The organism is Alistipes sp. AF48-12 (genome assembly GCF_003477565.1).
GTDB lineage: Bacteria > Bacteroidota > Bacteroidia > Bacteroidales > Rikenellaceae > Alistipes_A > Alistipes_A hominis.
Map to the genome: position 1 here is coordinate 85214 of NZ_QUDJ01000004.1, position 25645 is coordinate 110858.

Annotated in this window: 17 protein-coding genes and 3 pseudogenes; 8 read left to right on the plus strand and 12 right to left on the minus strand. The window is 54.6% G+C overall.

What is annotated here, in order from left to right; all coding sequences use genetic code 11:
• Positions 1-130 precede the first annotated feature (130 nt).
• A pseudogene (locus DW082_RS03725) lies at positions 131-1578 on the minus strand (tryptophanase).
• A 93-nt stretch (positions 1579-1671) separates the two neighbouring features.
• Positions 1672-2949 carry an aldose epimerase family protein gene (locus DW082_RS03730; RefSeq protein ID WP_118457419.1) on the minus strand — a complete coding sequence of 426 codons (1278 nt, stop codon included), beginning with the start codon at positions 2947-2949 and terminating at the stop codon, positions 1672-1674.
• A gap of 437 nt (positions 2950-3386) precedes the next feature.
• On the opposite strand from DW082_RS03730, the gene DW082_RS14670 reads away from it, so the two are divergent.
• The 3 genes and pseudogenes from DW082_RS14670 to DW082_RS03745 all read left to right on the plus strand — a co-directional run bounded on the left by DW082_RS14670 (position 3387) and on the right by DW082_RS03745 (position 7067).
• Positions 3387-5159 (plus strand): cytochrome c biogenesis protein ResB, encoded by a 1773-nt coding sequence (locus DW082_RS14670; protein WP_118457421.1) that lies wholly within the window; start codon positions 3387-3389, stop codon positions 5157-5159.
• A pseudogene (locus DW082_RS15410) lies at positions 5042-5551 on the plus strand (cytochrome c biogenesis protein); the annotation flags it as partial. The gene DW082_RS14670 and the pseudogene DW082_RS15410, both read left to right, overlap by 118 nt.
• A gap of 181 nt (positions 5552-5732) precedes the next feature.
• The gene (locus DW082_RS03745; RefSeq protein ID WP_228385775.1) at positions 5733-7067 is read left to right on the plus strand and encodes a serine hydrolase; all 1335 of its coding nucleotides are present in this window, start codon (positions 5733-5735) and stop codon (positions 7065-7067) included.
• Between the two features lie 58 nt (positions 7068-7125).
• On the opposite strand, the gene buk is transcribed toward DW082_RS03745, so the two are convergent.
• From buk to DW082_RS03770, 5 genes are all read right to left on the minus strand, one after another.
• Entirely contained in the window at positions 7126-8202 is a 1077-nt protein-coding gene (buk, locus tag DW082_RS03750) for a butyrate kinase (protein WP_118457423.1), read from the minus strand.
• A gap of 6 nt (positions 8203-8208) precedes the next feature.
• Positions 8209-9114 carry a phosphate acyltransferase gene (locus tag DW082_RS03755; RefSeq protein WP_101571571.1) on the minus strand — a complete coding sequence of 302 codons (906 nt, stop codon included), beginning with the start codon at positions 9112-9114 and terminating at the stop codon, positions 8209-8211.
• 103 nt (positions 9115-9217) lie between these two features.
• Entirely contained in the window at positions 9218-10435 is a 1218-nt protein-coding gene (locus tag DW082_RS03760; RefSeq protein ID WP_055204229.1) for an acetate/propionate family kinase, read from the minus strand.
• A 31-nt stretch (positions 10436-10466) separates the two neighbouring features.
• Positions 10467-11471 (minus strand): phosphate acetyltransferase, encoded by a 1005-nt coding sequence (pta, locus tag DW082_RS03765; RefSeq protein ID WP_055204228.1) that lies wholly within the window; start codon positions 11469-11471, stop codon positions 10467-10469.
• Positions 11472-11654: 183 nt separating this feature from the next.
• Positions 11655-12302 (minus strand): DedA family protein, encoded by a 648-nt coding sequence (locus DW082_RS03770; RefSeq protein WP_101570586.1) that lies wholly within the window; start codon positions 12300-12302, stop codon positions 11655-11657.
• 212 nt (positions 12303-12514) lie between these two features.
• Here DW082_RS03770 and DW082_RS03775 point away from each other — a divergent pair, with 212 nt between their 5' ends.
• The 4 genes from DW082_RS03775 (at position 12515) to DW082_RS03790 (ending at position 19403) form a co-directional block, all read left to right on the plus strand.
• A complete protein-coding gene (locus tag DW082_RS03775) occupies positions 12515-14521 on the plus strand; it encodes a DUF349 domain-containing protein (protein WP_118457497.1) in 2007 nt (668 codons plus the stop codon).
• Between the two features lie 4 nt (positions 14522-14525).
• Positions 14526-16163, plus strand: coding sequence for a CTP synthase (locus tag DW082_RS03780; protein WP_055204223.1), 1638 nt, complete (start codon positions 14526-14528; stop codon positions 16161-16163).
• A gap of 18 nt (positions 16164-16181) precedes the next feature.
• Positions 16182-18074: a membrane protein insertase YidC gene (gene yidC / locus DW082_RS03785; RefSeq protein ID WP_118457425.1), complete on the plus strand. Its 1893-nt coding sequence runs from the start codon at positions 16182-16184 to the stop codon at positions 18072-18074.
• Positions 18075-18239: 165 nt separating this feature from the next.
• Positions 18240-19403, plus strand: coding sequence for a Gfo/Idh/MocA family protein (locus DW082_RS03790; protein ID WP_118457427.1), 1164 nt, complete (start codon positions 18240-18242; stop codon positions 19401-19403).
• A 70-nt stretch (positions 19404-19473) separates the two neighbouring features.
• On the opposite strand, the gene DW082_RS03795 is transcribed toward DW082_RS03790, so the two are convergent.
• From DW082_RS03795 to DW082_RS03815, 5 genes are all read right to left on the minus strand, one after another.
• The gene (locus tag DW082_RS03795; protein ID WP_070103301.1) at positions 19474-20052 is read right to left on the minus strand and encodes an OmpH family outer membrane protein; all 579 of its coding nucleotides are present in this window, start codon (positions 20050-20052) and stop codon (positions 19474-19476) included.
• Positions 20053-20069: 17 nt separating this feature from the next.
• Complete coding sequence (locus DW082_RS03800; RefSeq protein WP_101570594.1) at positions 20070-20582, minus strand: OmpH family outer membrane protein; 513 nt, start codon at positions 20580-20582, stop codon at positions 20070-20072.
• A gap of 16 nt (positions 20583-20598) precedes the next feature.
• The gene (locus DW082_RS03805; RefSeq protein ID WP_101570596.1) at positions 20599-23037 is read right to left on the minus strand and encodes an outer membrane protein assembly factor; all 2439 of its coding nucleotides are present in this window, start codon (positions 23035-23037) and stop codon (positions 20599-20601) included.
• 134 nt (positions 23038-23171) lie between these two features.
• Positions 23172-23897 carry an isoprenyl transferase gene (locus DW082_RS03810; protein ID WP_055204213.1) on the minus strand — a complete coding sequence of 242 codons (726 nt, stop codon included), beginning with the start codon at positions 23895-23897 and terminating at the stop codon, positions 23172-23174.
• A gap of 87 nt (positions 23898-23984) precedes the next feature.
• Positions 23985-24872 carry an NAD(+)/NADH kinase gene (locus DW082_RS03815; protein ID WP_055204211.1) on the minus strand — a complete coding sequence of 296 codons (888 nt, stop codon included), beginning with the start codon at positions 24870-24872 and terminating at the stop codon, positions 23985-23987.
• Positions 24873-24932: 60 nt separating this feature from the next.
• Between DW082_RS03815 and DW082_RS03820 the strand changes: the two are divergent.
• Positions 24933-25645: pseudogene (locus DW082_RS03820) on the plus strand (pyridoxine 5'-phosphate synthase).

Here is a 25645-nt window from a genome sequence, read left to right on the forward strand (position 1 = left end):
AAACTCACCTGGATAAAACTCAACTAACAATCAAAAACGAAAACGGAAGGGAACGTTTCCCTTCCGTTTTCGTTTATAAACTTTTCGCCGGAATCCCCGACACCGGCCAAAAGCGAATGACTTCTTATCGCTAAAGGCTTTCGCCGAAATCCTTGCGGAATTTAATCATCAGTTTTTCGGGCCAGTCGCTGGTCGGTTCGAGTCCTCCCATGAAGAAACGCAGTACGGGCGGTTCGTAAACGAACTTCAGGCCGCCGATCATGTCGCGGTTTTCATACAACCAGGCCAGGCGGTCGATCACGTACTTGACCTGCGACAGCGTGAACACGCGGCGCGGCACGGCCAGACGCAACAGTTCCACGTCGGCCAGGATCTCGTCGCCGTTCTCGTCCCGGACGCTCGATATGGTCCCCCGTTCCATTCCGCGGATACCCGAAATCAGGTAAAACGCGGCTGCCAGCGCGCCGGCGGGGTATTCGGTCTGCGGAATGTGCGGACAGAAAGCCATCGCATCCACGTGGGCTCCCAACACGCCCGGAGGGGTCACTACCGGAATACCGAGCTTGTCGAGCGATTCGACTAGGTATTTGATAAACGACGGACTCTGGCTGATCATCGTCTCGTCGAGCGTCTCGCGCAAACCGACGGCCATCGCCTCGATCTCGCGCACCGAAATACCGCCGTAAGTCAGGAATCCTTCGAACAACGGAATCAGCGCCTCCATCTTACCGTACAAATCCTTGCGATTAGTACAGATGCCGCCGCCGCGCGACGAACTGAGCTTGCGGGCCGAGAAGTAAACCAGGTCGGCCAAACCGGTCATCATCTTGATGATATCGGCCATCGAATTTTCCTTCCACTGCTCCTCGCGCTGCTGGATCAGGTAAGCGTTTTCACCGAGCAGACTGGCATCCAGCACCAGCATGATGCCGTATTTGTCCGCAACGCGGCGAACGTCCATCAGGTTGCTCATCGAGAACGGCTGACCGCCGATCAGGTTCGTGGAAGCTTCCATCCGGATGAACGGAATTTTATCGACGCCGTGCTTTTGGATGCAGGCTTCGAGTTTTTCGATATCTATGTTCCCTTTGAACGGATGGTCGGAATGAAGCACCAGCGCATGATCGTGCAGCAATTCCTCGATCTTTCCTCCGTTTTCGAGCACATGCGCCAGCACGGTCGTAAAATGGTAGTTGGTCGGGATAATGTCGCCCTTCTTAATAAAAGCCCGGCAAATGACGTTCTCGGCCGCACGGCCTGGTGAACCGGCAGCAGGTATTTTTTACCCAATACGTCTTCGACCGCCTTTTGAAGTTTGATAAAACTCTGCGAACCGGCATACGCATCGTCGGCCTGCAACATAGAGGCCACCTGATTGTCGCTCATCGCATTGGTTCCGCTGTCGGTCAGCATGTCCAGATATACATCCAGCGTACTCAGACGGAACGTATTGAAACCGGCCTCTTTGATCGCGTCCAGGCGGCGTTCGATCGGAACCAGGTGGAGTTTCTGTACCACGCGCACTTTGTGCAATTCCAAGGGAATGTCTTCCCCCAAATAAAATTTTACTTGGCTCATCGTTTATATAATTTTGGTTAGATTTTTACGGGATACAAAATTAACGTTTTGCCGGGAAATAAAAATCCATTTTCATATTCTGTTATAAAACGATCAATATTCCGACCATCCGTTTTCACCGAACAGCGATTCATTCCGTCCGAAAGCTGTCTCCGACAAGCACGGCGACCGGAATCCGTAAAAACGCGGAGGGAACCGGCGTTTTGCCGGTTCCCTCCGCAGGATGATCATCGAACAACTACCTCGCCGAAAAACCGTAAACGGTCGTTTGGCGATAAGTTTCGCCGGGCGAAGCACGGCCGACGGAAAATCCGGATGATTCGGCGCGTCCGGATAATTCTGGGCTTCCAAAGCGAATGCGGAACGATAGAACGGAGCCGTCTCGTCCTGCTGCACGCGCGATTTCCCGGTAAAGAACTGAATGCCGGGAGTGTCGGTCAGCACAGTCATTACGATACCGGTCGAAGGCTCGTAGACCTCGGCTGCCTCGACCACGTCGGGCGACGAACGGCGGATCACGTAATTGTGGTCGTAACCGTCGCGGTAATTAAACGCGCTGTCAGGGCCCAGCACCCGTTCGCCGATCGTCGTCGGGGTACGGAAATCGAGGGCCGAACCGTCCAGCGAAGCGATCTCGCCGGTCGGAATCAGCGTCGAATCGGTCGGCGTGTACCGGTCGGCGTTGATCGTTACCCGATGGGAGTTCACGCTGGTCTTATGATCGCCGCCATGCAGGTTGAAATAGGCGTGGTTGGTCAGGTTCAGCACCGTCGGAGCGTCGGTCGTAGCCGTATAGTCGATCCGGAGCTGATTATCCACGGTCACGGTATAAACCACTTTCGTAGTCAGCGTACCCGGAAAATTCTCTTCTCCGTCCGGAGAAACATAGATCAGTTCGAGCGCCTGTTCGCCGGCATCGTTGGTAAAGGTGCGGGCGTCCCACACTTTTTTACTGAAACCGACGATCCCCCCGTGCAACGTATTCGGGCCGTTGTTGATAGCCAACGAATACTCTTTGCCGTCGAGCGTGAATTTCCCGTTGGCGATCCGGTTCGCATAACGCCCGGTGATGGCTCCGGCAAACGTATTTTCCGGCACGAAATAATCGGCCAGCTTCGGGTACCCCAGCACGACGTCCTTGAAAGCGCCGTCTTTGGCCGGAACCCATACGTCCACGATAATCCCGCCGTAATTGGTGATCTGCGCTGCCATTCCGTTGGCATTCTTCAGCGTATAGAGCGACACCGCCTTACCGTCGATCGTCGAGTCGAAATCGGCCGCCGAGTAGAGCGCCGGCTCTCCCGGCTGCGTCTTTTTACAACAGGACACAGCGCCCAGCAGCGCCATGCACAAAGGAAAAATCTTCTTCATTCCGTAATAATTTTAAAAGTTAATGATCGGAGCGTGATTCGGTTGCTAAAGTAATAATAATTCGCAGAACCTGCAACGTTACCGATAACGCCGGCCGCTCCGAAGCTTGTTTATATCGGATTTTTTGCCGAGTTTTGTTTAGCCGACTTCCGACCGCTCCGATGAACAAACTGACAATCCTTATTTTCGCCTGCATCCTTCACTGCCGGCCCTTGCACAAACGGCCGGCTGGCCGGAAACCGGCAACCGAACGCGTCCCGGGACGAACGGTCCCGCAGGGACTCAACGGCGCGGTAAAATTGATCCCGGCCCGGATCGACGCCGCATCCGATCCTTAATATCTGAAAGTTACATCTATTTTAACAAATTAATGCGAGCGACCGGCCGTTTTTTGTTTCCGGGAATGTATCTTTGTACAGTATCTGTTTCCCGGACTTATGAACCTGTTGAACGACATCCGCATCCTGCTGACACGGTGGAGCACCGCTTTCGTACTACTCGGGGTCTTGGCCGTCGCGATGGCCGGAGCCACGCTGATCGAGGCCGGAATGAACCTGCAGGCGGCCCGCGGCATCATTTACAACGCCTGGTGGTTCGACCTGCTACTATTACTGCTCTGCGTGAATTTCATGCTGATCGGCCGGAGGCTGAACCTCTGGAGCCGGCGGCGGTGGGGAGCGTTATTGCTGCATTACGGATTCGTCGTCATCCTCGCCGGAGCTTTTATCACGCACATGTGGGGCGAAGAAGGCTACATGCACATCCGCGAGGGAGAAACCGCCCGGCGGATGATGACTCCCGACCGCAAAGTGCAGACGTTGCCGTTTTCGGTTACGCTGAACCGGTTCACACTTCATCGCTACCACGGTTCGCAAAGCCCGTCTTCGTATGAAAGCGACGTGACGATCCGCTACCGGGACGATGTCTCGCACCGGAAAATCTACATGAACAACATCGCGCGGGTAGGGGGATACCGCCTTTACCAATCGTCCTACGACCCGGACGAACAGGGCACGATTCTGTCGGTGAACCACGATCCGGTCGGCACGGCCGTTTCTTACGCCGGCTATTTCCTGCTGATCGCCGGACTGATAGCCGCCTTGTGCCAGAAAGGCTCCCGTTTCAGAACGCTTTACGCGAAACTGGGAAAAGCGACGCTGGTCGTTCTGTTCGCCGGCTCGTCCGTCGTAGCCGTCGCCGCAGCCCGCCCCGCCACTCCCGGCGGCATCGCGCCCGAAACCGCCGAACGGTTCGGACGATTGCTATTGCAATCTTCCGACGGACGCATCGAACCGGTGGACAGTTACGCTTCGGAGATTCTCCGCAAGCTGTATCACCGCGACAGCTACGGAAATCTGAATGCCAACCAGGTGCTGGCCGGCATCCTGACCGACCGGCAGACATGGGGCCGCGAACCGATCCTTTACATCGGACAGAATCCTCTTCCGGAAGAAGCGTGTTTTCCGGACAAATACGTATCGTTCGATGCGATGTTCGACGATCGGGGCGATTACCGGCTGAAGAAACAGGTGGAAACCATTTACGCCAAACCGCCCGCGCACCGCACGAAGCCGGAACAAACGCTGCTGAAACTGGACGAAAAGGTCAATATCCTGTACGCCCTGCTGAACGGGCAGATGTTCCCGATCTTCCCGGTCGCCGGATCGCAGCGGTGGATATCGCCGGGCGACGACCGGACGGAAGCCGACACGGTTCTGACACCGAGGCTGTTCGCGGCATTCCGCAACGCGCTGACCCAAACCGACCCGCAGGCCGCCGGACGGGCGCTCGACGCCATCCGGCAATACCAGCAAGCACGGACGCCGTCGCTGCAACCGCTGCGGATCGAAGCCGAAATCCTGTACAACCGGGCGGATATTTTCCGGATTTCGTTCCGGGCCTACCTGATCCTCGGGGGAATCCTGCTCGTAACGGCCTACGGGGGATGTTCGGAAAGAACAAACGCCGAGCGACGCTCGCCGCCCGGGTCGTTTCGATCGCCATATTCATCGTTTTCGCACTGCATACGTTCGGACTGGGACTGCGCAGCTACATCAGCGGCCACGCCCCCTGGACGAACGCTTACGAATCGATGGTCTACGTCGCTTGGGCAACCGTACTGTCGGGAATCGTTTTCGCCCGCCGGTCGAAACTGGCCCTCGCGCTGGCCGCGCTGCTCGGCGGGGTCGTCCTGTTCGTATCGAACCTGAACTGGCTCGACCCGCAGATCACCCCGCTGGTACCGGTGCTGAAATCCTACTGGTTGATGATCCACGTGTCGGTCATTACCGCCAGCTACGGTTTTTTCGGTATCTGCGCGGCCTGCGGCATCGCTTCGCTGATCGCCACGATCGCAGGAAAGAACCTCGCGGAACTGAGGATCATCAACGAAATGGCGATGCTCGTCGGGCTGGTGCTGCTGACCACCGGCATCTTTTTCGGCGCCGTCTGGGCCAACGAGTCCTGGGGCCGTTACTGGGGCTGGGACCCGAAGGAGACCTGGGCGCTGATCACGATGATCGTTTACGCGGTCACGACGCACCTGCATTTTATTCCGCGGCTGAATACGAACCCGCTGGTCTTCGACGTTATGTCGGTGGTCGGTTTTTCGACGGTGCTGATGACTTTCTTCGGTGTGAATTATTACCTGTCGGGATTGCACTCCTACGGAAAGAGCGAAGCTTTTCGCCGGAAATCGTACTGGCTGCGGGAGCAGGGGTGCTCGTGCTGGTCGCCGTTGCTGCCGTCCGTTATCATAAAAACAAAAAAACAAGCTGATCTCCGTGAAATTCAGATACTTTTACGCACTGCTGTGTTTGATATTGACCGTCTTCACGCTAAACCGGAGCTGTCACGAAAGCGTGCGGAACGTTTACAACCCGATCCCGGAAATCATTCTACCCGAAGGGATCAACCACCTGCTCGACAACTCCAACTCGGAGCTCGAAGAGACCCGGCAGTTCGAGAGGATCGTCGAACGCTTCATGCAACAATGGGAGATCACCGGCGCGTCGATCGCCATTATGAAAGACGGCAAACTACTATACAGCAAGGGATTCGGCTGGGCAGACAAAGAACAGGGCATCCGTACCGACGTCCGGCATATCTTCCGGATCGCATCCCTCTCCAAGCTGATCACGGCGACCGGCATCATGAAACTCTGCGAACAAGGACGGCTTTCGCTCGGCGACCGGGTCTTCGGCGCCGACGGCATCCTGAACGATTCGCTGTTTCGGAATATACGGGACAAACGGATCGAAAAAATAACCGTCGAGCATCTGCTGCGCCACCAGGGAGGCTACTCGATCCGCAGCGGCGATCCGCTGTTCTGCTCGGTGAGCGTCGCAAAACAATTGGGCATCGCTCCGCCGGTGGGATTCGACGACATGGTGCGTTATGCGGCCGAAACCCGCCTGCGCTACGAACCGGGAAGCAGCAACCTCTATTCGAACCTCGGCTACGTGGTACTGACCAAAGTAATCGAAAAAGCGAGTGGACTGCCTTACGAGAGTTTCATCCGGGACAGCATTCTGTCGCCCGCCGGATGCCACGACATGCACATCGGCCGCTCGTCCTACGAACAGAAATTCCCGAACGAAGTCCGCTATTACGAGCCTTCCGACGCCGAGCCGACCGAAGCGTTCGACGGCAGCGGCCGGTTGGTTCCGCGCAGCTACGGCGGCTGCGACATGCAGGTGCTGAGCGGGGCAGGAGGCTGGGTAGCCTCTCCGGCGGAACTGATGAAGTTCATTACGGCGATCGACCCCGGCGATTCGCGGCCGGACATCCTGAAACCGGAAACCATCGCCTACATGACCGAAAAAGACAAATCGAAATACCCGATCGGCTGGATGAGAACCACCGAAAGCGACGACTGGTCGCGCACCGGGTCGCTGTCCGGATCGAGCGCAATGCTCAAACGGCAGCACGACGGTTACACCTGGGTATTCATCACCAACACGAGTTCCTGGTCGGGTTCCCGCTTTCCCCGGAAAATCGCCGCAATGATGAAACAAGCGATGGGCAAAATAAAAAAATGGCCCGACCGCGATCTGTTTTCGGTCGAACAGCCGGCCGATTCCGTCCGGTCGTCCCGACTGTCGCCGGCAAAAAAATAACCGGCAGCGCCGGCTGCCGGTCTTTCGAAACGTCCCGGAAACATCTCTTCGGCACGTTTTATTCGTACTTCTTCGGCATCTCTTCGCCCCGCAATACCCGCAGCGCATTTTCGGCCAGCGCTCCCATCTCGTCTTCACCGGGAATCACCTCGACCGGAGCGATAAAGGAAACGCGTTCGCGGATCGCGTCGCAAACCGTGCCGCTGTACGCGATGCCGCCGGTAATCAGAATCGCATCGACCCGACCGCCGAGTACGGCAGCCATAGCTCCGATCTCCTTGGCCACGTTGTAAGCCATCGCGTAGATGATCCGTTCGCAGGCCCGGTCGCCCTGTTTCGCTCGTTCGAGCAGTTCCTGCACGCTGTTGGAGCCCTCCAACGAAACCAGACCACCGCTGCCGCAGAGCATTCGCCGGATCTGGGCCTCGGTATATTGTCCGCTGAAACAGAGCTTCACCAACTGTCCGGCCGGTAGGGTTCCCGACCGTTCGGGCGAAAAAGCGCCGTCGCCGTCCAACGCGTTATTCACGTCGATCACCCGTCCGCCCCGGTGAGCGCCGACCGAAATACCGCCCCCCAGGTGGGCGACAATCAGGTTCAGTTCATCGTACTTTCTCCCGACCCGCGCGGCATAAATCCGCGATACGGCTTTTTGATTCAAAGCGTGGAAAATAGAGACCCGGCGAAACAGCGCGTGCCCGCAGACGCGGGCTACGTCGTCCAATTCGTCCACGACGACCGGATCGGCGATATAAGCCTTCGCATCCGGAACCCGCGACGCGATTTCGACAGCCAGCAGTCCGCCCAGGTTCGAGGCGTGCTCGCCCTGCGGAGCGTGGATCAAATCCCGACGTAGCGCGTCGTTCACCTCGTACACGCCCGAAGCGATCGGTTTGACCAATCCCCCGCGCCCGATAACCGCAGACAGCGAGTCCAGCGCAATACCTTCCTCCTCCAGAACTTTCAGAATCAGATCCCGGCGAAAACCGAACTGGTCGGTCACGCGGGCGAACGGCCGCAGCTCCTCCGCCGAGTGACGGATCGTCCGGCTCATCGCCTCCGTTTCATCGAGATACACCGCAATTTTCGTAGAAGTCGAACCGGGGTTGATCGCCAATATTCCGTATTGTTTCATCACTTCTTACTTTTTAACGGACAACGCAGCCATTGCGATCGAATAGAGCTTCGACGCCGGAGAATCGCCGCGGGACGTCAGTACGCACGGACATTTGGTGCCGACCACCATCCCGGCCAGCGGTGCGCGGCATAGTTGGTTTGCCGCCTTAAAGAAAGCATTCGCCGCATCCAGCGTCGGGAACAACAGGCAGTCGGCGTCGCCTGCAACCGGACTCGACAGCCCTTTGGTCTGGGCTACCTCCTTCACCAGCGCCACATCCACCGCTAACGGACCGTCGATCAACGCATTTCCGAACTGTCCCCGGTCGCCCATTTTGGACAGGATCGCCGCATCGACCGCCGACTGGATTTTCGGTAGCATCTGCTCGCTCGGAGCGACCACCGCGACCTTGGGTTTCTGAACGCCCAGCGCCCGAGCCGCCTCGATCAGATAGCGGGTGATCCGCACCTTCTGATCCAGGTCGGGGTAGGGGATCACCGCCACATCCGACACCAGCAGCAACTTGTGATACATCGGCAGCTCCAGCACCGCCACATGGCTCAACACCCCTTTGGGCGGAAGCAACCCGAATTCCTTGTCGAGAATCCCGCGCATGTATTTGTCGGTAGAAACCAGCCCTTTCATCAGAATATCGGCCATTCCGTCATGGATCATTTTCACGGCCGTCGCCACGCAGGCGACATCGCTCTTCTGGTCGATCACCGAAAACTTTTCCGGGTCGATCTCGTCCGCCATGCAAACCCGCTCGATCTCGTCGCGGTCGCCGACGAGGATCGCTTCGACGATTCCCATATCCACCGCCGCGCCAACGGCCTCCAGCGTGTGCGAATCCTGCGCATAGGCTACCGCCAGTTTTTTACGCGGCTGCCCCTGGACGGTCTGAATGATTTCTTCCAGTTTCGTTATCATCGTTTCATAATTTAACAATCCTTTGAAACATCAAAAAGTTTTCCGTTTTTTTCATTCCGGAAAACTTTTCGAACATTCGTTTGCATTCGCCGCAACAACCGTATTATTCGGAGCGTTTTTTGGTCAACCGGAACGTATCCGAAGCGATGACCAACTCTTCGTTCGTAGCGATCGTAACGACCTTGACGCGCGAATCCGGCGCAGAGAGCACGACGTCTTTTCCGCGCACGCCCCGGTTCACCTCGGGATCGAATTTCACGCCCATGAATTCGAGCCCTTTGCTGACGCGCTCCCGGGTTCCCGGATCGTTTTCGCCGATTCCCCCGGTAAAGACGATCATATCGATCCCCTCCATCAGCGCGGCATACGCGCCGACGAACTTCTTGATCCGCGCCGCAAACATTTCGATCGCTAGTTCGGCCCGCGGATTCCCACTCTCGGCCGCAGCGCGGATATCGCGCATATCGGACGAAACGCCGGTAATGCCGAGCATTCCGGACTCCTTATTGATCATCACGCTCAGGCGATCCAGATTGATCCCTTCTTTCTCGGCGATATAAATCAGCGCGCCGGGATCGGTGCTGCCGCAACGGGTTCCCATAATCAGGCCGTCGACCGGCGTGAATCCCATCGACGTATCGTAAGACTCCCCGTTCAGGATCGCCGCCACCGACGCTCCGCTACCGATATGACAAGTCACGATTTTCGACCGATTCATATCGATCCCCGTCAACTTGCAAGCCGTCTGGGCCACATATTTGTGACTCGTTCCGTGGAAACCGTAACGGCGCACCCGGTAATCCTCGTAATATTTATAGGGGAGGGCGTACATAAAATTCTTGGCCGGCATCGTCTGGTGGAACGAAGTATCGAATACGGCCACCTGCGGCGTGTTCGGCAGGATGTTTTCCATCGCGAGAATCCCCTTCAGATTGGCCGGATTATGCAACGGAGCCAAGTCGAAGCAAGCTTCGATCTTCTGCTTGACGGACTTGTCCACCAAAGCGCTGTCCTTAAAATACTCTCCGCCGTGAGCCACGCGGTGACCGACCGCCGCGATCTCCGAGATGCTTTCCAGTACGCCGTACTCCGGATCGACCAGCGCGTCCAGGATCAGGCTGATCCCGCTCGTATGATCCGGAATGCTCCGCACCACTTCGTAAACCGGTTTTCCGACCGGCTTATGCGTCAGGATCGCGTCGGACAGACCGATCCGTTCGATAATGCCCTTCACCAACAGCGAATATTCCGTGGCGCTCTTCATGTCGATCACCTGATACTTGATCGACGAACTACCACAGTTTAAAACAAGGATTTTCATAAGTTTATATCACTTTATATTAACCTTCAGATTACTTCATTCCTCCCGCCTGGCATGCCGTAATCGCGACGAGTCCGACGATATCGTCCACCGAGCACCCTCTCGAAAGGTCGTTGATCGGAGCGGCCATTCCCTGCAGGATCGGACCGATCGCCTCGGCATGCGCCATGCGCTGCACCAACTTGTAGGCGATGTTGCCGACTTCGAGCGTCGGGAATACCAGTACGTTCGCTTTGCCGGCGATCTTGCTGCCGGGAGCTTTTTGCGCGCCGATACCCGGAATGATCGCGGCGTCGGCCTGCAACTCCCCGTCGATCATCAACGTCGGATCCAACTCCTTGGCCAATTCGGTCGCGCGCACCACCTTGTCGACCATTTCATGTTTGGCCGAACCTTTCGACGAAAAACTCAGCATCGCGATACGCGGTTCGAAACCGGCGATCACGCGGGTCGTCCGCCCGGTCATCACAGCGATCTGCGCCAACTCTTCGGCCGTAGGATTCGGATGCACCGCACAATCCGCGAACACCATCATCCCGTTCTCCCCGAACATCGGGTCTTTCAGCATCATAATGAACGCTCCGGACACGACGCTGATCCCCGGTATGGTCTTAACATACTGAAAAGCGGGACGCAACACGTCGCCGGTCGCATTGTTCGCGCCGGCTACCTCTCCGTCCGCATCGCCGGCCTTCACCATCACGGCGCCCAAATACAGCGGATCGGCGATCTGCTTTTCGGCCTGTTCGCGGGTCAATCCTTTGGCTGCCCGAAGCTTCAGCATCAGTTCCACGTACTTTTCCTTATCGGGATTGTTTTGCGGATCGACGATCTTCGCCTTCCCGATATTTTCCAGATAGAGTTCCGAAGCCAGATGATGGATCTGATCCGGATTCCCGATCAGGATCAGATCGGCAAACCCTTCGCTGATAATCCGGTCGGCAGCCTTCAGGTTGCGTTCCTCGTAGGCTTCCGGCAGGACGATCGTTTTGATGTTGCTTTTCGCCTTCTGTTTGATTTTATCGACAAATTCCATAATACCAATTATTATTTAAATTGTGTTTTCATCCGAAACGACAACCGGCCGTAAAGAGGTGAGAGCGACCGGATACCCTGCAAAAAAACGCTCTTCTCATCCGTCGAGATAAAAAGAGGACAGCCCGGGGCCGCAACAAAATCACACAAAGGTAGCCATTTACCGACGAAATGAAAATGTATTTTACTTTTTTTTACGTTTATTGCGCCATATCTCGATCACAGCCGGCAAAATGGAAACGACGATGATCACGACGATCAACAGCTTCAGATTTTCCTGCACCACGTCCAGTCCGCCGAACAAAAATCCGGCGTAACAGAAAACGGCCACCCAGGCACACCCGCCGACCACATTGAAAAGGGCGAAATGCCGATAGCTCATGTGCCCCATGCCGGCCACGAACGGAGCGAACGTCCTCACGATCGGAACGAATCGCGCCAGAATAATTGTTTTTCCGCCATATTTTTCATAAAAAGCGTGCGTTTTCTCAAGGTAACTCTGTTTGAAAATCCGGGAATCCGGATTCCTGAACAATTTTTCGCCGAACAAACGGCCGATCGTGTAATTGGCCGCATCTCCCGACACGGCGGCGACAGCCACCGCCAGCACCAGCAAATGGACATTCAACTCGTTGGTCGGCAAAGCGGCCAGCGCGCCGCCTACGAACAGCAGCGAATCTCCGGGCAGAAAAGGCGTTACGACCAGGCCGGTCTCGCAGAAAATGATCGCGAACAGGATCGCGTATACCCATACGCCGTACTGGGCGACCATCTGCGCCAGATGCACGTCGATGTGCAGCAAAAAATCGATCAGAAAATGAACATATTCCATAAAAGTTCGAGTTATCGCAAAATTTGGAAATGCAATTTTAGGCAATTATTGTTAAAAAACAGTTAAGAAGCTCGCTATATATTCCCGCAAAGGGCGTGAATACCGGTAACTTTTTGAACGGGAACTGTGTTTTTTAGGAAAAATCATATACTTTTGTAATTTAAAGCTGCCCGCTGGCAGCGGGACTTTTCTGAATCTAAAAACGTTTGATGATGGTTACCGAAAACAACGAACTGCCTGTTCCCGAGGAACAAGTCAATGCTTCCGGCATTGAGGATACGACGGATACCGCTCCGACTGCCGAACCGGCGGTCGAAAAAGAAAGCAAGAACCGGCAAGACGCACCGGCCGACCCGCAGGCTCCGGCCCCGGAAAACGCCGCCGATCCGGTCGTAGACTTCTCGGACGAAGAGGCGGCCCTGGCGGCCGACGCTCCGGAATTCGATCTGGGAGACGAAGAACCTGCGGAAGAAAACGCCGGCGGGGATCGCGTTTCGGAGACGGTCGACTATTCCGGGAAGAACAAAGAACAATTGCTCGCGATTTTCGAAACGCTGCTGCGGACGAAGCCCGTACAGACGATCCGCGCAGACGTGGAAGCCATCAAAATAGCCTTCTATAAGAATTACCGCAACGAGGTGGATCAGTTGCGCAAGCTGTTCGTCGAATCGGGCGGCAATAGCGAAGATTTCGTTCCGCCCGCAAACGAAGCGGAACAGCAGTTCAAGACGCTATTCGCCGAATACCGCGAGAAACGCAATGAGTTCATCGCCCGGCTGGACGCCGAAAAAGAAGCCAACTACCAGACCAAACTCCAGATCATCGAAGAACTGAAAGAACTGGTCAACAGTAACGAAACGCTCAATCAGACATTCAACACGTTCCGCGAACTGCAACAGCGCTGGAAAGAGACAGGGCTCGTACAGCAGTCGGTCATGAAAGACCTGTGGGAAACTTACAACCTGCACGTCGAGAATTTCTACAATTTCATCAAGATCAACAAGGAACTGCGCGACCTCGACCTGAAAAAGAATTACGAAGCCAAAATCGCCCTGTGCGAAGAGGCGGAAGCGCTGGTGCTGGAGAACTCGGTCATTACCGCGTTCCACAAATTACAGAAGCTGCACGAACAGTGGCGCGAAATAGGCCCTGTGACCAACGAATACAAGGAACAGTTGTGGGACCGTTTCCGCGAAGCCAGTTCGAAAATCAACAAACGGCATCAGGAACATTTCGACCAACTGAAAGAGGAACAAAAGAAAAACCTCGACCTGAAAACCGAGCTTTGCGTCAAGACCGAGGAACTGGTCACCGCTGCGCCGATCTCCCGCAAGGAGTGGAACAAAGCCTCGGAACAACTGATCGAAATCCAGAAAGTATGGAAAACGATCGGTTTCGCCCCGAAAAAAGACAACACCAAAATTTACGAACGCTTCCGCAACGCATGCGATAAATTTTTCGAAAACAAACGGAATTTCTATCTCCAGACGAAAATGGAGATGGAAAGCAACCTGCAACTGAAAAACGAAATATGCGCTGCGGCCGAAGCCGTCCAGGACAGCGAGGAGTGGAAAAAAGCCACCGACGAACTGATTGCGCTACAGAAAAGGTGGAAAGAGATCGGGCCGGTCGCACGCCGCCATTCGGATGCGGTGTGGAAACGGTTCCGCACGGCCTGCGACCGTTTCTTCGAGCGCAAGGCGGCCCACTTCGCAACGATCGACACCCAATACGAAGAGAACCTGACAAAAAAACGCGCGCTGATCGAAGAGATGAAAAACTTCGTCGCGGACGAACAGGAAAAGGCTTTCGACAAACTGAAAGAACTGCAACGCCGCTGGGCCGAAACCGGATTCGTGCCGATCCGGCAAAAAGAAGCTATCCAAAACGAATGGCGTCAGTTGGTCGATGCCGCTTTCGCCAAGTTGCGCGGCAATGAAAAAGAGCGTCATCTGGAACGCTTCAAAGGCAAAATCCAAAACCTGGCGGCAGACAACGCCAACGACCGCCGCCTGCGCCACGAACGCGAACGACTGTACAACAAGATGAAACAACTCGAAGCGGACATCGCGCTGCTGGAAAACAACATCGGCTTCTTCTCGAAAAGCAAGAACGCCGAGGCCATGATCCGTGACGTCAACGAGAAGATCGCCAAGGCGAAAGAGGAAATGGCAACCACGATTGAAAAGATTAACATGATAGATAAGCAGGGAGAGTAAAAACATGGCTGTGAGTAACACGAACAAAACGAAATTTATCTTTGTCACCGGAGGCGTCGCCTCTTCGCTGGGAAAGGGGATTATCTCCGCATCCCTCGCGCGGCTGTTGCAAGCCCGGGGCTATAAAGTAGCGATCCAGAAACTGGATCCGTACATCAACGTCGATCCGGGAACGCTGAATCCCTATGAACACGGAGAATGCTACGTCACCGAAGACGGCGCCGAGACCGACCTCGACCTCGGGCACTACGAACGTTTCACGAACATCCCGACTTCACAGGCCAACAACGTCACCACCGGACGCATCTACCAGAGCGTTATCAACAAAGAACGGCGCGGCGAATTCCTCGGCAAGACCGTGCAGGTCATCCCGCACATCACCGACGAAATCAAACGGCGAATCAAGTTACTGAGCGCCAAGAAAATATACGACGTTATCATCACCGAGATCGGCGGTACGGTCGGCGACATCGAATCGTTGCCGTACATCGAAGCCGTCCGGCAGCTCCGCTACGAACTGGGAGCGAACAACTCGCTGGTCGTGCACCTGACCCTGATTCCGTACATGGCCGCGTCCGGCGAACTCAAGACCAAGCCGACCCAGCATTCGGTCAAGCAGTTGCTCGAAAACGGCCTGCAGCCCGACGCACTGGTACTGCGCACCGAAAAGCACCTGACCAACGACATCCGGCGCAAAGTGGCGCTGTTTTGCAACGTGGACGTCAATGCGGTCGTCGAATCGATCGACGTACCGACGATTTACGAAGTGCCGCTGATGATGCTGAACCAGAAACTCGATCTGGTGGTGCTCGATAAACTACGGCTGCCGGACAACGGAGAGCCCGACCTGAAAGCCTGGATCGAATTCGTCGAAAAGGTCAAGCATCCGCAGAAAAAGGTCAACATCGCGTTAGTCGGCAAATACACCGAACTGCCCGACGCCTACAAATCGATCGTCGAATCGTTCATACACGCCGGGGCCGCAAACCATACGAAGGTGAAACTGCAATACGTAAATTCTGAAAAGATCACCAAAGAGAACATCGCCGCGCAACTGAAAGGCATGTGCGGCATTCTGGTAGCGCCCGGTTTCGGGCACCGCGGCATCGAAGGCAAAATCGAAGCGGTGCGTTACGCCCGCGAACAGAAAATCCCGTTCTTCGGGATCTGCCTTGGAATGCAGTGCAGCGTAATCGAATTCGCCCGCAACGTACTCGGATACGCCGATGCGAATTCGACCGAGATGGACAGCACGACGCATCCGGTGATCGACCTGATGGAAGAACAGAAGGGCGTGACCGAAAAAGGCGGCACGATGCGGCTGGGAGGATACCCTTGCGCCCTGCAAAAAGGCACGAAAGTCTATGCGGCATACGGGAAAGCCGAGATCGTCGAACGCCATCGCCACCGTTACGAATTCAATAACGACTACCTGGACGAGTTCGTCCAAGCAGGCCTCAAACCGGTCGGCGTAAATCCGGATACGAACCTGGTCGAGATCGTCGAACTGGAAAACCATCCGTGGTTTATCGGCGTGCAGTACCACCCCGAATATAAAAGTACGGCACTGCACCCGCATCCGCTATTCGTATCGTTCGTAAAGGCTGCCGAAAAATATTGCGAAAGCAACAGTTGTAAATAAAACAGAAGACGTCAAAACATGGATAAGAAAACGCTACTGGGCCTACTGATCATCGGTGTCATACTCTTCAGTTTTTCGTGGTACAACAGTAAACAGCAGTCGCAGTTCGACGAAGCCAAAACGCTCGTCGATTCGCTGAACGCCGCCAATGCGGCAGCCGTTCAGCAAACGCAGGAACAGGAAAAGATCTCCGCGACGAACTCGCCAGCGGGCGACAGCCTCCGGACGGCGCAAGCCGAACAAGCCCTCGAACGCCACCTCGGGAGCTCTCTTTTTCAAGCGACCAAAGGAACCGAAACTTTCTATACGGTCGAGAACGACCTGATGAAAATCCGCTTTTCGAACAAAGGCGGACGCGTCGCTTCGGTCGAGCTGAAAGATTACAAAACCTACGGGGGACAGCCTCTGGTGCTGTTCGCCGACACGACTTCGGTATTCGATCTGTCATTCTTCATCAAACAGGGATACAACGACGCCCAGATACGAACAGGGGATTACTACTTCACCCCCGCCGAGGCGACCGACCTGACTTTCGGGGCAGGGCAGGAGCAAAAGGAATTCGTCCTGCGGTTGCCGGTAGATTCGGCCGCCTATGTGGATTACGTTTACACGATCCGCAAGGACAACTACATGATCGACTTCGACGTGCGTTTCGTCGGTATGCAGCAAATCTTGTCGCCGAACCAGGGCGACATGGAAATCACGTGGCAGAATGTCGGCCCCCAGAACGAAAAAGGGTTCGAAAACGAGAACCGTTACACGACGATCGCCTATAATTACCCGGGCGACGACGGCATCGAGGAACTCGGCATCTCCAACGAAACGAAAGAGGAGACGATCAATTCCAAGATCAAATGGGTGGCATTCAAGCAGCAGTTCTTCTCGTCGATCCTGATCGCCGGAGACGATTTCCAGAACGGCTCGGTCAAATTCACGACCTTTGCGCCTACCGCCCGCGAGATCAAAACGTTCCATACGCAACTGGCCGTCCCTTATACGCCGCAGACAGACCATTACGATTTCAGTTTCTATTTCGGCCCGAACAAATACTCGACGCTGAAAAAATACGACGACCTGCACCTGCAAAAGTTGGTTCCGCTCGGAGGCTGGATCATCGGTTGGGTGAACCGCTGGCTGGTAATCCCGACGTTCGATTTCCTGGGTAAATACATTTCGAATTACGGATTGATCATCTTGCTGCTGACGATCTTCATCAAAATCATCATCTCGCCGTTGACCTACAAGTCCTACCTTTCGACCGCCAAAATGCGCCTGCTGAAACCGGAAATGGACAAGCTCAACGAGAAGTACCCGAAACAGGAAGACGCGATGAAGAAACAGCAGGCGATGATGGCGCTGTACAAAAGCGCCGGAGTCAACCCGATGGGAGGCTGTATTCCGATGCTGATCCAGTTCCCGATCCTGATCGCCATGTTCCGCTTTTTCCCGGCGTCGATCGAACTGCGCGGAAAATCGTTCCTGTGGGCCGACGACCTTTCGTCGTACGACAGCATCCTGCATCTGCCGTTCAACATTCCGTTCTACGGCGACCATGTCAGCCTGTTCGCGTTGCTGATGGCCGTATCGGTATTCATTTCGTCGAAGATCAACTACGCGCAGACGGCCGGAGCAGGCCCGCAGATGGCCGGCATGAAATTCATGATGCTGTACCTGATGCCGCTGATGCTGCTGTTCTGGTTCAATAACTACTCCAGCGGCCTGAGTTACTACTATCTGGTCAGCAACATCATTACGATCGGGCAAACCTATGCGTTCCGTTACATCGTAAACGAGGACAAACTGCACCACCGGATGAAAGAAAATGCCAAAAAACCGCGCAAGTTGAGCAAGTTCCAGCAACGGTACGAAGAGATGATGAAACAACGGGAACAAATGGCCAGAAAGAGATAACGACTGCAAAACAAGCGATACCCGAAAAACGCCGGCTGAACAGCCGGCGTTTTTTATAGCCGCAAATTACTGTAATGTAACTTTTACGCGGCACGTTCGGGTACGGATTCCGCATAAACCGGATATTTTACTATTTTTGTTACAAACCAACTTAAAAGCACAATCATGATAAACCGAAAACTGAGAATGGGCATGATCGGCGGCGGGAAAGGCGCTTTTATCGGTGCGATCCACCGGGCCGCCGCGCTGATGGACAACCAGATCGAACTGGTTTGCGGATGCTTCAGCAGCAAACCGGAAGTTTCACTGGCTTCCGGCCGGGAATATTTCTTACCGGACGACCGGATATACACTTCTTACCAACAGATGATCGAGCGCGAAGCCGCGCTGCCGGAAGAACGGCGCATGGATTTCGTATCGATCGTCACTCCGAACCAACTGCATTTCGGGCCGGCCGCGATGGCTATGGAACATGGCTTCGACGTCGTACTCGACAAACCGATCACCTTTTCGCTCGAAGAAGCTTACCGGCTCAGGGACAAGGTCGAACAAACCGGCCGTACCCTTGCGCTGACCCATACTTATTCCGGTTATCCGGGCGTCAAAGAAGCGCGCGAACGTTTCGCCCGCGGCGATTTCGGGAAAATCCGGAAAATATTCGTCGAATATACGCAAGGATGGCTCTCCACGCGCGTCGAACTCGATCCCGCCTCAAACGCCGGATGGCGCACCGATCCGTCCCGCTCCGGAAAAGCGGGAACGATGGGAGATATCGGCACTCATGCCCTGCAACTGGCCGAATACATCTCCGGGCAGCGATGCACATCGCTCTGCGCCGACCTGCGTACAGTCGTGGAAGGACGCCTGCTCGACGACGACGGCGCGGCACTGCTCCGTTTCGACGGAGGCGCCACCGGCGTGCTGGTCGCAACCCAGGTAGCCGCCGGTGAAGAAAATCCGCTGACGATCCGGATCTATGGCGAAAAAGGCGGCATCGAATGGGCACAGATGGAACCGAATACGCTGTACGTCAAATGGAACGACCGACCGATGGAGGTCGTACGTACCGGGAATGCTTACATGGGAGCCGCTGCAAAAGCCAACACCCGCACGCCCGGCGGACATCCCGAAGGTTACATCGAAGCCTTTGCGAACATTTACCGGAATTTCGCACGTACCGTGCGGGCCCGGCGGAGCGGGGAAGCGCCCCGGCCGGAATGGACGGATTTTCCGGATGTGAACGACGGAATCCGCGGTATGCAGTTCATCGAAACCATCGTAAAATCCGGATCGGACGACGACCGTAAATGGACCGAATGGGTAAGATAACCCGCCGCGCGGCATACCGGCATAAAAAAGGCTCCTCGAAGAGGAGCCTTTTTGTATTTTATAAATCCGGTTATTTCGCTGCCGGGGTCGCGGGAGCCGTAGGCGCCGCCGCGTCGGTCACCGGAGTAGTCGGCTTGTCTTTCAGGTTCAATTCCTTTTTCAACAGAGGAAGGATGTCGGTTACCGTTGCCGCGTTGTAATAAGCCAGCGGTTCGTTGGCCGTATTGAACACCAGCGTGAAACTGTTTTCCTTGCTTACTTTGTCGATCGCAGCCTGCGCCTTCTTCAGCACCGGATCGAACAGATCCATCTGCGCTTTCTGAAATTGCTGCGTAGCGAGCTGGCTCAGTTCCTGGTAACGCTGCTGAACGCCGTCCAGTTCCTTCTGCCTCATCTCTTTCACCGCATCGGAAAGCGTAGCGGCATTTTTCTGATAATCGAGCGCCTTCGTATTGAATTCGACCTGGACGGCTTCCAATTGCTCCGACAGTTCTTTCTGTAAAGCCTGTAGTTTGACCATTGCCGAATCGTTCTCCGGCATCAGAGAGATCAGGTCGTCCATCTTGATATAGCCGAACTTCTGAGCGTAAGCACTGCTCCCCGCTACCAACAGCGTCGCAACCAAGGTTAATTTGAGAATCGTTTTCATAAAATTCACATTAAGTTTTAATTGTTGTTTAACATTTTGATAATTTCATCGGTTTTGTCCAACGCCGGCTGATAGTAGAGCAGGGTCTGATTATTCGCCCGGTCGACTACCATTCCCAGATTGTTGGTTTCGGCGTACTTGTTGATCGCGGCGAAAACCCGCTCCTGGATCGGTTTGATCAACTCGATACGTTTTTTCATCAGCTCGCCTTCGGGACCGAAAACGTCCTGCTGATATTTTTTAATCTCTTTTTCCCGGTTGACGATTTGTTCCTCCCGGTTCTGGCGGCTCGTCTCGGACAGATATCCCCGCTGCGCAGCATAGTTGTTGAACGTCTCGTCCAACTCCGCATACGCATCGTCGATATTTTTCTGATATTCCGCGGACAGATCGTCCAGTTGCTTGATCGCACTATTGTAGTCGGCCTGCGACTTGAAAATCGTCTCGGAATTCACGAATACATAACTTTGCGCCCATGCGCCGCTTGCCGCGCAGAATACGAGTGCAAACAATACCACGAACTTTTTCATAGCCTGATAATTTAAATTAGAACTGTTGACCGATCATAAAATGCACCTGGCTTCCGCTGCGGTGGCTCGCTCCCACGGCCCTGTCGAAACCGTATCCCCAGTCGATACCCAGCAGTCCGACGACCGGCATAAAGATTCTAAGTCCCACGCCGACAGAACGTTTGATCAGAAAAGGATCGAACTCCTGCCACGACCTGAAAGCGTTTCCACCTTCCGCAAATACCAGACCATAGATATTCGAATTCGGCTTCAATATAATGGGATAACGTATCTCCATCGTATATTTATTGTATGCCCGCGCATAATCGGTTCGTCCGTCCGTCGTATACGAATAGGGGGTCAGGGCGCCATCCTCGTATCCGCGCAGTCCGATAATATCCACACCGTACACATTATACCCCGACATACCGTCGCCGCCGACATCGAACCCTTCGAACGGAGAAGGTTTGTTCTTGTTGTACGATCCCAGGTAACCCATTTCGGCTTTAGCCATAAACACCAGCTTGTTATTGTTGGTCAACGGGTAAAACCACTGCGCTTTGAGCTGCCATTTATGGTATTCGATCCATTTATACCGTTTACGATCCGGCAAATTGGGATCGGAATAATCGATATTTTTCTGGAACAGCGAGTAGGGGGGAGTCAGAGCCAGCGAAACGGAGAACTCCGAACCGGTACGCGGATAGATCGGCGAATCGACCGTATTGCGGCTGAAAACGGTTTTCAACGCGATAATATTGGAAGTGCCGTTTTCCACGATGAACGACGTCCAGTCTTTCAGGTTATAGGCCTGGTAGCTGAGCTCGTGGTACAGCGAGAAGTTCCTGTCGGGCCACTTGAGCCTCCGTCCCCAGCCGACCGAAACACCCATCGTACGGAAGTGCTTGGTGCCGGACTGCCATGCGTAGTAAGCATTCGTCTCGTTGGAATAGAAGAGTCCGAGCGTAAACGAATTCGGCTTCTTTCCGCCCAACCACGGCTCGGTAAAGTTCACCGAGAAGGCCTTGTAATACGAACCGTTACTCTGCGCCCGGACGGCCAGCGACTGCCCCTGCCCCTGCGGGAAAGGTCGCCAGGCACCTTTCTTAAAGAAATTCTTGATCGCAATGTTGTTCAGCTGAACGCCGATCGAGCCGACGAACATGCCGCTTCCCCAACCGCCGGATATCTCGAATTTGTCGTTGGCCACCTCTTCGAGCGGGAACGCGATATCGACCAGTTCGGTGGAATTTTCTACCGGTTGAACGTCCGGCAACATCTTTTCGGGGTCGAAATGTCCCATCTGGTTCAACTGCCGGATCGTCGCCATCAGCAACGAACGGTTGTACAATTCGCCGGGACGCACGTACAGTTCGCGGCGAATCACGTTGTCGTTCACCTTCCGGTTTCCGGACACGTCCACTTCGTTGATTTTGGCCTGTTTACCTTCGTATATCTTGACATTGATATCGATCGAATCCTCGCCGACGACCTCTTCGCCCGGATCGATCTTGGAGAACAGATAACCGTTGTTCTGATACAGCGAGTTCACCGAAGACATATCCTCCGGGTTATCCTCCTTACCAATTCCCAACCGTTTATACAGCGACTTTTTGTCATAGGTTTCTCCCCGGCGGATTCCCAGCATGTCGTTCAACTGTTTGGTATCGTAGACGTCGTTACCCGTCCAGGTTACGTTCCGGTAGTAGAATTTGTTTCCCTCTTCCACCTTGATCGCGATCCCGATCCGGTTGTCGCTGATCGGATAGATCGAATCGCTGATGATCGTGGCGTTGCGATACCCCTTCGAATTGTAATAGTCGATTACATTTTCCTTGTCCGTTTCATACTCTTTCTCCTTCAGCTTCGCTCCCCGCAGGAAGTTGATGCTCTTGCGGTGCGTCTTTTTCATCGCGCCGCGCAACTGCCTGTCCGAAATCGCTTCGTTCCCATCGAAGACGATATCGCCGATCTTCACCCGTCGGTTGCGGTTGATCACAAACGTCACGTTCACCACATTCTCCAGCGTCGAGTCGTTTTCCACGCGGTAGCTCACCTCCGTATTATAAAACCCTTTTTCCCGGAAATATTTTCGAATCGCCTCTTTCGAACTGTTCAGGATAAAATCGGACAATTCACGGCCCTTTTTCAGATTCAAGGTTTCGAACAAATCGGATTTCTGCCCCTTGCGGATACCTTCCACATTCCAATTATACACCCGGGGGCGGTCTTTCAGCACCACTTCGACATTCACGCTATCGCCGACGGGAGACACCAGCATCTGGATATCCGAGAAGACTCCTTGTCCCCACATTTTCTTAATGGAATTGGAAATGTACTCGCTGGGCAACATGATCGTATCGCCCTTGACCAGACCGGTCATGGCCGAAATGAACTGCGGATCGCGGTAGGTGGCTCCGCTTACGGTTATATTATTGATAATATATGCTTTGGGAGTAGATTTGAAATCAATCATCGGCGGAGTTTGAGTCTGCTTCGTCGAGTCGTCGGGTTGAGCAAAAACGGAAACATTTGTCAATATAAACAGTAAAGCTATTGCCAGGTTCCTTAATTTATTTCTCATTTTTTCCTGTACTGGTGTAACAAGGGTTATTTTTTCATCAATATTCCGTATCTGCGCTCCCGCTTCTGATACTCCGCGATCGCCTTATCGAATTCAGACTCGTCAAAATCGGGCCAATAGGTTTCCGTAAAATACAACTCGCTGTAAGACAACTGCCACAACAAAAAATTACTCAGGCGTTGCTCTCCGCTGGTACGGATCAGCAGGTCGGGATCGGGAATCCCCGCCGTAACCAGGTTGTCGGCCACGGTACGATCCGTAATTTCGTGAATCTGCAATCCTTCGTCGCGTACCTGCACGGCTATTTTCTGCGCCATCCGGGTAATCTCCCACCGCGAACTGTAATTGACCGCAACGACCAGGGTCAGTTTCTCGTTCCGGTGCGTCTCTTTCTCGCTGCGCGCAATCGCCGCACGCACATCTTCGGCCAGCGCTTCCACATCCCCGATGAACCGCATCCGCACGCCCTGGCTCTTCAGTTCGGCGGTTTCGTTCGACAGGGACTTGCACAACAACTCCATCAGCGCCTGCACCTCCTCTTTCGGACGCCCCCAATTCTCGGTGGAGAAGGCGTAAACGGTCAGGAACTTCACTCCACGACGGACAGCCGCGCGAATCGCTTTGCGCATACTCTCCACGCCGTTGATATGGCCATATACCCGCCCCTGCCCGCGTTCTTCCGCCCACCGGCCGTTGCCGTCCATGATAATGGCCACGTGTCGGGGTATATTTTCCGGATCGAGATTATCCATCTGTTCGTTTTAAAATGTAGAGTGCAAATATAACACTATTACCGGGATTTCCGTCAAAATAACAACGGGATTCCGAAAGCGTCGACGCTATTTGACCAGATCCCGGCTGTCGATCCCCCACATCATTTTATTTCTTAACGTATCGTAAAAAGATATATTTTGGAAATGCACCAAAAAAATCGACTTTTCGGCCTTCGACACCCGGAAGGTCACTCCATTGGGCGCCGTGTAGTTCTGATTGTCAAGCGAAACGGCAAAATCGGTTTCACGGCTCGACACCCTCAGCGTAATCACGCTGCTGTCCGGAATCACCACCGAGCGCATCGTCAGGTTGTGCGGCGCGATCGGCGAAATCAAAAAACACCGGCAATCGGGCGCCACCACCGGCCCGCCGACGCTCAGCGAATAGGCCGTCGAACCGGAAGGCGTGGAAACCAACACGCCGTCGCCCCAGTAAGTAGCGATCATCTCGTCGTTGACATACACCTCGGTCGAGATCATATTCGGCCCATGCCGCTGGATCGTAAACTCGTTGAACGCATACGGAAACCCGGGCTGCTGCGTAAACTCGCCCTCGGCATGGATCAGCGAACGCGGAGCCACCGTGTAGTCGCCCGCCTTTATATCGGCGAACGCCTGCTTCATGTTTTCTTTCGTTATATTCGCCAGAAAACCCAGACGTCCCGAATTGATCCCGACGATCGGGACCGGACGGTTATCGAGCAACCGCACGGCATCCAGAAAAGTCCCGTCGCCGCCGTAGCTGACCATCACGCGCGCATCGTCCCCGATACCGGCGCTGTCCCGGTAAATCTGCTCCGCACCGAACGTCCGGCCGGTCTTCGCCCCGATCAGTCCGGCAAAGTCTTTGTTCATCCGGTAGGACATCCCGGTTTCGTCCAACGCATTGATCAGCAAGTCCAAATCCTCTGCCGAAAAAGACGGCTGAGCACGGCTGTACAAAACTATATTCATCCGATTTCCAATTACTCAAAAAAGTGTTGTAACTTTATGCCCACAAAAATAGCGAAAAATATGACAAAGCTAAGCGTTAACATAAATAAGATCGCCACCCTGCGCAATTCCCGCGGGGGGGACATTCCGAACGTCGTCGAAGCGGCGCTGAACGCCGAACGGTTCGGCGCCCAAGGGATCACCGTGCACCCTCGGCCGGATGAACGACACATCCGCTACCGGGACTCTACGACCTGAAACCGGTGCTTACGACCGAATTCAACATCGAAGGAAACCCGATCGACCGTTTCGTCGATCTGGTACTCGATGTCCGCCCGACCCAAGTAACGCTGGTGCCCGACGCGCACAACGCGATCACGTCGAACGCCGGCTGGGATACCGTCACGCACAAAGCCTTTCTGAAAGAAGTGATCGCCCGGTTCAAAGCCTCCGGCATTCGCACCTCGATATTCGTCGACGCACGGCCCGAAATGATCCCGGCCGCAGCCGAAGCCGGAGCCGACCGCGTGGAACTTTACACCGAACCCTACGCGAAGAACTACGCCGCCGACCGCGAAGCGGCGATCGCCCCGTTCGTCGAAACGGCTCGCGAAGCGGCACGCTGCGGTCTCGGCGTCAACGGAGGTCATGACCTGAACCTCGAAAACCTGAAATATTTCGCTGAAAACATTCCGAACCTGCTCGAAGTGTCGATCGGCCATGCGCTGATCGCCGACGCCATCTACCTCGGGTTCGAAAATACGATCCAGCTCTACCTGAAACAACTTCGGTAA

What these genes read in the sequence shown, in the direction of transcription:
- DW082_RS03730 (WP_118457419.1), bottom strand. Translation starts at nt 2,949, where the DNA reads ATGAAGAAGATTTTTCCTTTGTGCATGGCGCTGCTGGGCGCTGTGTCC.
- DW082_RS14670 (WP_118457421.1), top strand. Translation starts at nt 3,387, where the DNA reads ATGAACCTGTTGAACGACATCCGCATCCTGCTGACACGGTGGAGCACC.
- buk (WP_118457423.1), bottom strand. Translation starts at nt 8,202, where the DNA reads ATGAAACAATACGGAATATTGGCGATCAACCCCGGTTCGACTTCTACG.
- DW082_RS03755 (WP_101571571.1), bottom strand. Translation starts at nt 9,114, where the DNA reads ATGATAACGAAACTGGAAGAAATCATTCAGACCGTCCAGGGGCAGCCG.
- DW082_RS03760 (WP_055204229.1), bottom strand. Translation starts at nt 10,435, where the DNA reads ATGAAAATCCTTGTTTTAAACTGTGGTAGTTCGTCGATCAAGTATCAG.
- pta (WP_055204228.1), bottom strand. Translation starts at nt 11,471, where the DNA reads ATGGAATTTGTCGATAAAATCAAACAGAAGGCGAAAAGCAACATCAAA.
- DW082_RS03770 (WP_101570586.1), bottom strand. Translation starts at nt 12,302, where the DNA reads ATGGAATATGTTCATTTTCTGATCGATTTTTTGCTGCACATCGACGTG.
- DW082_RS03775 (WP_118457497.1), top strand. Translation starts at nt 12,515, where the DNA reads ATGGTTACCGAAAACAACGAACTGCCTGTTCCCGAGGAACAAGTCAAT.
- DW082_RS03780 (WP_055204223.1), top strand. Translation starts at nt 14,526, where the DNA reads ATGGCTGTGAGTAACACGAACAAAACGAAATTTATCTTTGTCACCGGA.
- yidC (WP_118457425.1), top strand. Translation starts at nt 16,182, where the DNA reads ATGGATAAGAAAACGCTACTGGGCCTACTGATCATCGGTGTCATACTC.
- DW082_RS03790 (WP_118457427.1), top strand. Translation starts at nt 18,240, where the DNA reads ATGATAAACCGAAAACTGAGAATGGGCATGATCGGCGGCGGGAAAGGC.
- DW082_RS03795 (WP_070103301.1), bottom strand. Translation starts at nt 20,052, where the DNA reads ATGAAAACGATTCTCAAATTAACCTTGGTTGCGACGCTGTTGGTAGCG.
- DW082_RS03800 (WP_101570594.1), bottom strand. Translation starts at nt 20,582, where the DNA reads ATGAAAAAGTTCGTGGTATTGTTTGCACTCGTATTCTGCGCGGCAAGC.
- DW082_RS03805 (WP_101570596.1), bottom strand. Translation starts at nt 23,037, where the DNA reads ATGATTGATTTCAAATCTACTCCCAAAGCATATATTATCAATAATATA.
- DW082_RS03810 (WP_055204213.1), bottom strand. Translation starts at nt 23,897, where the DNA reads ATGGATAATCTCGATCCGGAAAATATACCCCGACACGTGGCCATTATC.
- DW082_RS03815 (WP_055204211.1), bottom strand. Translation starts at nt 24,872, where the DNA reads ATGAATATAGTTTTGTACAGCCGTGCTCAGCCGTCTTTTTCGGCAGAG.